This window comes from Vibrio sp. V19_P1S1T109 (assembly GCF_002241375.1).
Lineage (GTDB): Bacteria > Pseudomonadota > Gammaproteobacteria > Enterobacterales > Vibrionaceae > Vibrio > Vibrio anguillarum.
This window is the reverse complement of the sequence record NZ_NDIM01000100.1, coordinates 1-10,085: the sequence shown is the minus strand read 5'-3', so window position 1 is coordinate 10,085 and position 10,085 is coordinate 1. Positions and strand designations below refer to the sequence as shown.

Genomic DNA, 10,085 nt, shown 5'->3' with positions numbered 1-10,085 from the left:
GGTAAGCAACGTATCGTTGATACTGGCGGCCGTGTAGATCGCTTCAACAAGCGTTTCGGTGCTCTTTCTAGCAAATAATCTCTTTTTTGCTAGAAAATTAAAAAAGGATGCTTCGGCATCCTTTTTTGTTGGCATTTTTTGTATAGTTGTCAGTACGCACTGGTCTTATCTGCGACATTTTCTCCATTTTTTGATGAAGCACGTCAGGTTCCCGCCTAGGAAGTTTGAGCGACATCCATTAGAATTATGGACCTTTTCCAATCCAACACGAGCACTTATACCTATGTCTGATGACACTCACCAAGAATTAACGGCAGAAGAACAATTTCGCCAACGCGCACTCGATTACCATGCTTACCCAACCGCGGGTAAAATTGCCATTTCATTAACTAAGCCTGCCGACTCGGCTGAAGACCTTGCTCTAGCTTACAGCCCGGGCGTAGCAGAACCGGTTCGTGAAATAGCACAGAACATCGACAACGTTTATAAATACACTGCGAAAGGCAACACCGTCGCTGTGATCTCAAACGGCACGGCTATTCTTGGTTTAGGTAACTTAGGTCCGATGGCTTCCAAGCCCGTCATGGAAGGAAAAGCGCTACTGTTTAAACGCTTTGCTGGACTTGATTCAATTGATATTGAAGTAAAACACCGCACAATCGATGAATTTGTCGATACGGTTGCCAACATCGCCGACACCTTTGGCGGCATCAACTTAGAAGATATCAAAGCACCAGATTGCTTTGAGATTGAACGCCGTTTGATCGAACGCTGTAATGTGCCTGTTTTCCATGACGATCAACACGGCACTGCGATTGTTACCGCCGCTGGCATGCTCAATGCGATTGAACTGCAAGGCAAGAAACTCAACGAATGCACTATCGTCTGTCTTGGCGCTGGCGCAGCAGCCACCGCTTGCATGGAACTATTGATTAAGTGCGGCGCAATGCGTGAAAAAATCTACATGCTTGATCGCAAAGGTGTGATTCATACTCGTCGCGATGACATTAATGAATATAAGCAGTTGTTTGCTAATAACACCGACAAACGCACACTGGAAGATGTGATTGAAGGCGCTGACTTATTCCTAGGTGTGTCAGGCCCCAACCTGCTGCCTGCCGAAGCGCTAAAATTAATGGCCGATAAACCGATCGTATTTGCTTGCTCAAATCCGGATCCAGAAATTAAACCGGAACTCGCACGCGCAGTACGTGACGATTTAATTCTCGGCACAGGCCGTAGCGATTATCCAAACCAAGTCAACAACGTGTTGTGCTTCCCATTTATTTTCCGTGGCGCTTTGGATGTCCGTGCTAGTGAAATTAATGACCAAATGAAGCTAGCCGCAGTTGAGGCGATACGTGAACTGGCTAAAGAAGAAGTGCCGGCTGAAGTGTTGAAAGCTGCAGGCGTAAAAGCGTTAAGTTTCGGCCCTGAATACATCATTCCAAAACCGATGGACCCACGCCTACTGCCTCGTGTTGCTAAAGCGGTTGCTCAAGCAGCGGTTGACTCTGGCGTCGCTCGAATCGAGATGCCTGTCAATTACATGCAAGAATAATCACAAGCTTGAGCGGCTAAATGCCTCGCTCGAAAAAAAACCGCTGACTTTCAGCGGTTTTTTTATATTCTGAGACACAGAGCCAAAGTCACAATGGCAACTTACCCAGTATCCTCTCGATTTTATCTCGTTGTACCGCAATTACGCGCTACACTTCTTCATCATCATACGCTTCAAATTCAATGCCCATGGCGGTCATTAATGCTTTTGCTTCCGTCGGAATATCGTCTGGACGATCTTTTCTCAAATCTTCGTCGGTCGGTAAAGGTTGACCGGTATAAGCATGCAAGAAGGCTTCACACAGCAGCTCACTGTTCGTTGCGTGGCGTAAGTTATTGATTTGACGGCGAGTGCGCTCATCAGTTAATACTTTCAATACTTTCAATGGGATTGAAACGGTGATTTTTTTGACTTGCTCACTCTTCTTCCCATGTTCAGCATATGGGCTAATGTATTCCCCATTCCAGTCTGCCATTGCGCACCTTCGTTATCGTAATTGGTCGTTAAAAATTTGAAAGTTGGATTTTAGCGGGATTTACCGCCACAAGCAAAGACATATAGACGTCTAGATATATTGACGTCTTCTTTTGAGTTCAGTAAAGTGTGCCATTATCGACAAAGAGATACCCGAAATACTTGAAATTTCAGCAGAGCGGCAAGTCAAGGAAGCCAGACTATGTGATTGAAGTAGGTGAACCTAGCCAACATCGCAGCCACTTCAAGTTAGAAAGGGGATAGCAATCTCACGCACTATCGGATATAGCTAATACTCGAGACAATGGACGTTGCCATTTCGTTGTCCCCAGATAAAGCAGGAACCCCTCAATAAAAGTCAGTTTATTGAGTTTAATTAAGTAAGGAAACCGTCATGACCACTCGCAAGCCAGCCACCATCGCCGTTAGAACCGGTATTGAATCCGACTCTCAATATCATGCTGTTGTGCCTCCAATTTATCTTTCGACAAATTATAGCTTTCCTGCGTTTGGTGAAGTGCCTAAATACGATTACACACGCTCTGGCAACCCAAATCGAGGTCTGCTCGAAAAAGCATTGTTTGAACTCGAATCGGGTCAAGGCGCGGTGGTCACTAACTGTGGCACTTCGGCGCTGAATCTATGGGTTTCCGCCTTTTTAAGTCCTGATGATCTGATTGTGGCCCCGCATGACTGTTACGGTGGCACATATCGCCTGTTTAATACGCGTGCCAAAAAAGGCGATTTTAAGACACTCTTTATTGATCAATCCGATCCAAACGCTTTGCAAGCCGCTTTGGCGAAAAAACCCAAATTGGTACTCATTGAAACCCCATCCAACCCATTAGTTCGCGTGGTAGATATTGCTGATATTTGCCAACAAGCACACGCCGTCGGTGCATTAGTGGCGGTTGACAACACCTTCTTAACGCCAGTCTTCCAAAAACCATTAGAGTTGGGCGCAGATTTTGTCATCCACTCCACCACCAAATTCATCAATGGCCACTCCGATGTGATTGGCGGAGTTGTTATCACCAAAACAGAGCAGCACGCTGAAGAGCTAGCATGGTGGGGCAACTGCCTTGGCTCAACGGGAACCCCTTTTGATAGCTATATGACGCTGCGTGGCATTCGTACCTTAGGCGCAAGAATGCGCGTCCATGAGGAAAGCTCACGTGCCATTTTGGACTATCTGCAAAGCGAAGCCTTAGTAAAGGTCATTTATCACCCGAGTTTGCCAGAGCATCCTGGCCATGAGATAGCGAAAAAGCAGCAATCTGGCTTTGGATCTATGCTAAGTTTTGAGTTTGCGGGCAGCTTTGAACAGCTCAAATATTTTGTCTCTCAGTTAACATTATTCTCACTGGCAGAATCATTAGGAGGCGTGGAGAGCTTAATCTGCCACCCCGCTTCGATGACTCACCGAGCGATGGGCGAAGAAGCGTTGGCCGAAGCCGGTGTTTCACAGCAGCTATTACGCCTATCGGTCGGCTTAGAAGATGCCCAAGATTTGATTGACGATCTCGCTCAAGCCTTTGCTAAAGCGAAGGAGGCCTATTAATGACTGCCCTACGTCAATTGCACAAGTTTGGCGGTAGCAGCCTTGCCGATCCTGAATGCTACAAACGGGTCGTTAATATCTTAAAAGAGTATTCTCAAGCTGATGATTTGGTGGTGGTTTCTGCCGCAGGAAAAACCACCAATCGTTTAATCGAATTTCTCGACGCTCTCAATAAAGATGGCCGAGTAGCTCATGAGAACTTGCAATCGGTCCGTCAGTACCAAATCGATTTAATCAACGCGCTGCTCGATGAAGATGCAGCGCAACCGCTCATCACTTTACTCACCAACGAAATTCGCACCTTGGGTCAGCTTTGCGCGCCCCTATCGCCAGCTCAACAAGCGGCGGTACTTGGCCATGGTGAAGTGTGGTCATCACGCTTATTGGCGGCGTTACTCAATCAACATAATCTTGCGGCTGTGGCACAAGACGCCCGCGAATTTCTTCGCGCGCAAGCAGGCACACAACCGGAAGTAGATCGCGCTCGCTCCTACCCTTTGCTGAAAGAAATTTTGGCACAACACGCGCATCACCGAGTGATCATCACAGGCTTTATGGCTCGCAGTGAACAAGGTGATACTGTGCTACTTGGGCGCAATGGTTCCGATTACTCCGCCACTATGATCGGCGCACTTGCGGAAGTAAACCGAGTAACGATTTGGAGTGATGTGGCCGGTGTTTATAGCGCCGACCCGCGCATTGTTAGTGATGCCTGTTTACTGCCGCTACTGCGTTTGGACGAAACCAACGAGTTAGCGCGCCTTGCCGCCCCAGTATTGCACAGCCGAACTTTGCAGCCCGTGGCGCAAAGCACCATGGATTTGCACTTGCGCTGCAGTTATCAACCCGAAGCAGGCTCGACTCGCATTGAGCGTGTATTGGCATCGGGACGCGGTGCCAAAATCATTACTTCACTTGATGATGTGCTGTTGATTGAGCTTAATTTTGCTCACGGGCATGACTTCCAGCGCCTACAAAATGATGTACTACGCAGCTTGCGTCGTGCTCAACTCGAACCGCTAGCTTTCGATACTCAAGCCGATCAACACCAACTGCGTCTTGCCTATACTGCTGAGATTTCAGGCGGAGCCCTAGCCCATCTGCAAGATGCCGCTTTTGAAGCAGAAATTAAACTCAAAGAAGGCTTTTCATTAGTGGGTGCTGTGGGTGCGGGAGTGACGAAAAACCCCAATCACTGCTACGGCTTTTATCAACAGCTACGCTCATCACCGATCGAGTTTATCTGTGAAGCCGAATCTGGGCTGAGTTTAGTCGCGGTACTGCGTAAAACGCCGATCACCCCCTTAGTGGTGGGTATGCATAACCAACTATTTCAGGCGCAAAAACGGGTCGCACTGGCACTGTGTGGCAAAGGCAACATTGGTTCGAGTTGGTTAAAACTCTTTGCTGAACAAAAATCAGAGTTAGAAAAACGCCATGGCATGAACTTCGAGTTGGTCGCGGTGGTCGATAGCCAAACCTATTGGTTTGATGAGCAAGGGATTGATGCAGCATCGGTTTTAAAGCATTTTGACGATGAAGCGATTGCCAGTGAAGGAATGACTTGGCTCCAACGATTAAGCAATATTCAAGGATATGACGAAGCGGTTGTGCTCGATGTAACCGCAAGCAAAGAACTGGCTGATCACTACCTCAACATTGCTGAAAATGGGATGCACCTCATCTCAGCGAATAAAGTCGCGGGCTCTTCCTCTAGCGTCGATTACCACCAAATAAAAGAAGCGTTCGCGAAAATTAGCCGCCATTGGCTCTACAACGCGACGGTTGGCGCAGGCTTACCCATTAACCACACGGTACGTGATTTGCGTGAAAGCGGTGATGAAATCGTCGCCCTCTCTGGTATTTTCTCTGGCACTTTATCTTGGTTATTTCAGCAATTCGACGGCTCAATACCGTTTAGCGAACTGGTCGATTTAGCATGGCAACAAGGACTTACCGAGCCTGATCCGCGCAGCGATCTGGATGGTTCAGACGTAATGCGCAAACTGGTGATCCTAGCCCGTGAAGCGGGATTACATATCGAACCGGAAAATGTCAAAGTTGAATCACTGGTTCCTGATGAGCTCAAGCACCTCTCACTGGATGACTTTTTAGACAAAGGCCAACTGCTGAGTGAAAAATTAGCCGAGAGACTAACCAAAGCACAACGTGAAGATAAAGTGCTACGCTATGTCGCAAGGCTTGAGAAAAATGGCAAAGCAACGGTGGGGGTTGAAGCTTTAGAGCGTGAACACGCTTTGGCTAACCTTTTACCTTGTGACAACATTTTTGCTATCGAGAGTAAATGGTATCGCGATAACCCGTTAGTGATTCGTGGCCCGGGCGCTGGTAGAGAAGTGACAGCAGGAGCTATCCAATCGGACCTCAACTTGCTGTCAAGCTTGCTGTAACACTCCAGCTTATTCCAGATTAAGGGGCCACTAGGCTCCTTAATTTAACTGCGAAAGGATGATATTAGGTCATGCATACCGAGGTTGAGCATGACTTGAAGGTCACTCACAATCAACATGAATAATATTCATAATTACAGTGTTGACATTAAATGCTATTCAATACATTCTGTAGACATATAGACGTCTAAACGTCAACTTAAGGAATGATAGATTGGCGGAAGAACGCCACAGGGAGAAATAAAATGGGATACACGCACGCCGGTCATATTGATGCACTCAACCAGAACGTGGCTGAGCTATCAGATAATATCAATGTCTCATTTGAGTTTTTTCCACCCAGCTCAGCGCAAATGGAAGAGACATTGTGGAATTCCGTTCACCGTTTAAAAACCCTGCAACCTAAATTTGTTTCTGTGACTTACGGAGCAAACTCTGGCGAGCGCGACCGCACCCATTCGATCATTAAAGAGATTAAAGATCAAACTGGCCTTATTGCAGCACCGCACCTCACTTGCATCGATGCCTCTCGCGATGAGCTGATTCAGATTGCCGATGACTACTGGCACAACGGCATCCAGAACATAGTTGCACTGCGTGGCGATATTCCCGCTGGTGGCGGCAAACCAGAAATGTATGCTTCCGACTTAGTGACTCTACTCAAATCTCGCCATGATTTTGATATTTCTGTCGCGGCATTTCCAGAAGTCCACCCTGAAGCGAAAAGCGCGCAATCCGATCTGGTCAATCTAAAACGCAAAATTGATGCAGGTGCAAACCGCGCAATTACTCAATTCTTTTTTGATGTTGAAAGCTACTTACGATTTCGCGACCGCTGCGTAGCCGCTGGTATTGATGCTGAAATTGTACCGGGCATTCTACCGGTATCAAACTTTAAACAAGCTTCTCGCTTTGCCGCGCAAAACAACGTTAAAGTCCCCGGATGGATGGCGAAACAATTTAATGGATTAGATGATGACCCAACCACACGCCAGCTCGTGGGTGCAAGCCAAGCAATTGACATGGTTCGCATTTTAAGCCGTGAAGGTGTCAAAGACTTCCATTTCTATACGCTCAATCGCGCTGAAATGACCTACGCATTGTGCCATACGTTGGGCGTAAGACCGAAAGCATAAACTTTCTCTGCACTCATAACGCTATTATTGGTAAATGTTGTTCGTGATAAAACGCGATGATTGATTAAAAGTAACGCCGACTTGATGTCGGCGTTGTGGTATCACTTAAGCGAGCAGATTATTCCACGTCGTCCATTTTACCAAGTAAGCTACGAATACGATCTTGCCATGCACTCTGCTCTTGCTCCATTTGTTGCGCTTTTTGCTCAAGCTCTTCACGCGCTACTTTTAGCTCATTCGCTTCATTCACGAGCTGCTGTTTCTCTTCTTTAAGCTCTTCCACTTCCATTTGTAGAAGTGCGATGGTGTCAACTGCGGTTTGAATTTTTGCTTCTAGTAGTTCTAATACTTCAAAAGACATGGTGCATACCCTTAGTTATTCGGTTGAGGTGAACAAAATTTCACTTATTGGTTCATTCTACTCAGCACAGCGCTCAGAAACACTCACTATATGCAAATTTTCTCGCTATTTGGCTAAAAAATCGGCTCAACTTAACCGTCAACTCACTTAAGCGCCAAACCTAGGCCGAAAAACACTTTATCTGACCATAGATTTGCTCAATTTGAGGCTTAGCTTTGATCAAGTGCAACCCTTGCGAACTAAAAAAGCAAACGTTTACTATTTGATATGCTAAAATTCCCGCCGAAATTTCCTATTCCCTTTTCTTTGGAGCTAGCATGAAACGCGATTTAGCAATGGCATTCTCTCGAGTCACTGAAGGTGCCGCACTGGCAGGTTACAAATGGCTTGGCCGAGGCGATAAAAATGCGGCCGATGGCGCAGCGGTAGAAGTCATGCGCAACCTACTCAATAAAACCGACATCCAAGGTGAAATTGTAATCGGTGAAGGCGAAATTGACGATGCTCCAATGCTCTACATTGGCGAGCTTGTTGGCCTTGGTGGCGATGCGGTTGATATCGCAGTGGATCCTATTGAAGGTACGCGCATGACGGCAATGGGCCAGTCAAACGCATTGGCTGTTTTGGCGGCTGGCGAAAAAGGCAGCTTCCTTAAAGCACCTGATATGTATATGGAAAAATTGGTGGTTGGCCCCGGCGCTAAAGGATGCATTGACCTCAATAAGCCTTTAAAAGAGAATTTAGAAAATATCGCCGCCGCGCTGAATAAACCATTAGACACTCTAGTGGTGATCACCTTAGCGAAACCTCGCCATGATGCCACCATAGCGCAGATGCAAGAGATGGGTGTTCGCGTGTTTGCTGTGCCAGATGGCGATGTCGCCGCCTCGATCCTAACTTGCATGCCTGATAGTGAAGTCGACGTGATGTACTGCATAGGCGGTGCACCTGAAGGAGTGGTTTCAGCCGCGGTCATCCGAGCTCTAGATGGTGACATGCATGGCCGTCTACTACCACGTCATGAAGTCAAAGGCGATACGGAAGAAAACCGCATTTACGGTGCAAAAGAGTTAGCTCGCTGCGCGGAAATGGGTGTCGAAGCTGGCGTAGTGCTGAAAATGGAAGAGATGGCCCGCAGTGATAACGTCATTTTCTCAGCTACTGGTATCACCAAAGGGGATCTGCTGGAAGGTATTACCCGCAAAGGCAACATCGCCACCACAGAAACGCTATTAATTCGTGGCCGCTGTCGTACCATTCGCCGTATTAAATCAATTCACTACTTAGAGCGCAAAGACCCAGAAGTGCGCGCGATCATTTTGTAATCCGCCAGTGCTTTGCTCTGTTTTATTTTAACGACAAAGCATAGAGAGACAAAAAAGACCGCAATGCGGTCTTTTTTACTTAATCACTTTATACCGAGATGGAAGAAGTGATTAGAATAACTCTTCAGCCACTTTATACAAATCAGTGCGAACTGGACGCTTCATATTTTCAATTGCGTCGATAATATCGTGGTGAACCAACTGCTCTTTCTGAATACCAACACAACGACCACCGTGGCCATCAAGCAGTAAATGTACTGCAAAATTACCCATGCGTGACGCAAGAACACGGTCAAAAGCCGTCGGGCGACCACCGCGTTGAATATGACCCAGCACGGTAGCGCGAGTTTCACGTCCCGTTGCTTTTTCAATTTCTTTCGCCAGTTGGTTAGCATCCATCATCAACTCAGTCAGTGCAATAATGGCGTGTTTCTTACCTTTCTTAATACCGTCTTGAACATTTGCAATCAGTTGCTCCATATTCAGGCCAGTTTCAGGGGTGATGATGTATTCACAACCGCCTGCAATCGCCGACATCAGAGTCAAATCACCGCAATGACGACCCATAATTTCAACAATAGAAATACGTTGATGAGAAGAGGAAGTATCACGTAAGCGGTCAATCGCATCGATAACCGTATTCAATGCCGTTAAGTAGCCAATGGTGTAATCGGTACCAGCAATGTCGTTATCAATCGTGCCTGGTAAACCAACGCATGGAAAACCCATTTCGGTCAGCTTTTTCGCACCCATGTAAGAACCGTCACCGCCGATGACAACTAAAGCATCAATACCATGCTTTCTTAGGTTTTCGATCGCTTTTTCACGTACTGCGACTTCACGAAATTCAGGGAAACGCGCAGAACCTAGGAAAGTACCACCTTTATTGATAACGTCAGAAACGCTTGAACGATCCAATTTTTTAATGCGATCTTCATAAAGACCAAGGTAGCCATCGTAAATACCAAATACTTCCAAATCAGCACCGAGTGCCGTACGAACAACACCACGGATTGCTGCGTTCATGCCAGGTGCGTCACCGCCACTAGTCAAAACACCGATCTTCTTAATCATGCTCACCCTCGATTTTTTGGGAACTTAATACTAATTTTTTACGCTGTCCGTTAGCGATAAAACCGACAGCAAAATCTTTCTAATCTGTGCATAATGTTACCTTTCCTAAAGAGGAATACTACTGTTATTTGCACGAAACTATGTAAGTTTGCTACTTATGTAAGAGTATTACAGTTTTGAGT

The 10,085-nt window shown here is 46.6% G+C and carries 9 protein-coding genes; 6 read left to right on the top strand and 3 right to left on the bottom strand.

Going from position 1 to position 10,085, the window contains the following annotated elements:
• A partial coding sequence (locus B9J87_RS04815) for a 50S ribosomal protein L31 (protein ID WP_176429481.1) occupies positions 1-78 on the top strand: 78 nt, incomplete at its 5' end.
• Positions 79-283: 205 nt separating this feature from the next.
• Positions 284-1,561, top strand: coding sequence for a malic enzyme-like NAD(P)-binding protein (locus tag B9J87_RS04810; RefSeq protein WP_026027888.1), 1,278 nt, complete (start codon positions 284-286; stop codon positions 1,559-1,561).
• Between the two features lie 148 nt (positions 1,562-1,709).
• Here the strand turns inward: B9J87_RS04810 and metJ are convergent, their stop codons facing one another.
• Entirely contained in the window at positions 1,710-2,036 is a 327-nt protein-coding gene (gene metJ / locus B9J87_RS04805) for a met regulon transcriptional regulator MetJ (protein WP_010318342.1), read from the bottom strand.
• 393 nt (positions 2,037-2,429) lie between these two features.
• Here metJ and B9J87_RS04800 point away from each other — a divergent pair, with 393 nt between their 5' ends.
• The 3 genes from B9J87_RS04800 (at position 2,430) to metF (ending at position 7,143) form a co-directional block, all read left to right on the top strand.
• Positions 2,430-3,596, top strand: a complete 1,167-nt coding sequence (locus B9J87_RS04800) for an O-succinylhomoserine (thiol)-lyase (RefSeq protein WP_017049224.1) — start codon at positions 2,430-2,432, stop codon at positions 3,594-3,596.
• A complete protein-coding gene (locus B9J87_RS04795; protein WP_094149574.1) occupies positions 3,596-6,007 on the top strand; it encodes a bifunctional aspartate kinase/homoserine dehydrogenase II in 2,412 nt (803 codons plus the stop codon). The genes B9J87_RS04800 and B9J87_RS04795 overlap by 1 nt, the downstream gene beginning before the upstream one ends.
• Before the next feature lie 245 nt (positions 6,008-6,252).
• Entirely contained in the window at positions 6,253-7,143 is an 891-nt protein-coding gene (gene metF / locus B9J87_RS04790; RefSeq protein WP_017043191.1) for a methylenetetrahydrofolate reductase, read from the top strand.
• A gap of 118 nt (positions 7,144-7,261) precedes the next feature.
• Here metF and zapB read toward each other — a convergent pair whose 3' ends face one another.
• Positions 7,262-7,504 (bottom strand): cell division protein ZapB, encoded by a 243-nt coding sequence (gene zapB / locus B9J87_RS04785; protein ID WP_013855843.1) that lies wholly within the window; start codon positions 7,502-7,504, stop codon positions 7,262-7,264.
• Between the two features lie 317 nt (positions 7,505-7,821).
• Between zapB and glpX the strand changes: the two genes are divergently transcribed.
• Entirely contained in the window at positions 7,822-8,829 is a 1,008-nt protein-coding gene (glpX, locus tag B9J87_RS04780) for a class II fructose-bisphosphatase (protein WP_013855841.1), read from the top strand.
• Positions 8,830-8,940: 111 nt separating this feature from the next.
• Here glpX and pfkA read toward each other — a convergent pair whose 3' ends face one another.
• Complete coding sequence (gene pfkA / locus B9J87_RS04775) at positions 8,941-9,903, bottom strand: 6-phosphofructokinase (protein ID WP_026027886.1); 963 nt, start codon at positions 9,901-9,903, stop codon at positions 8,941-8,943.
• Between the last annotated feature and the right edge of the window lie 182 nt (positions 9,904-10,085).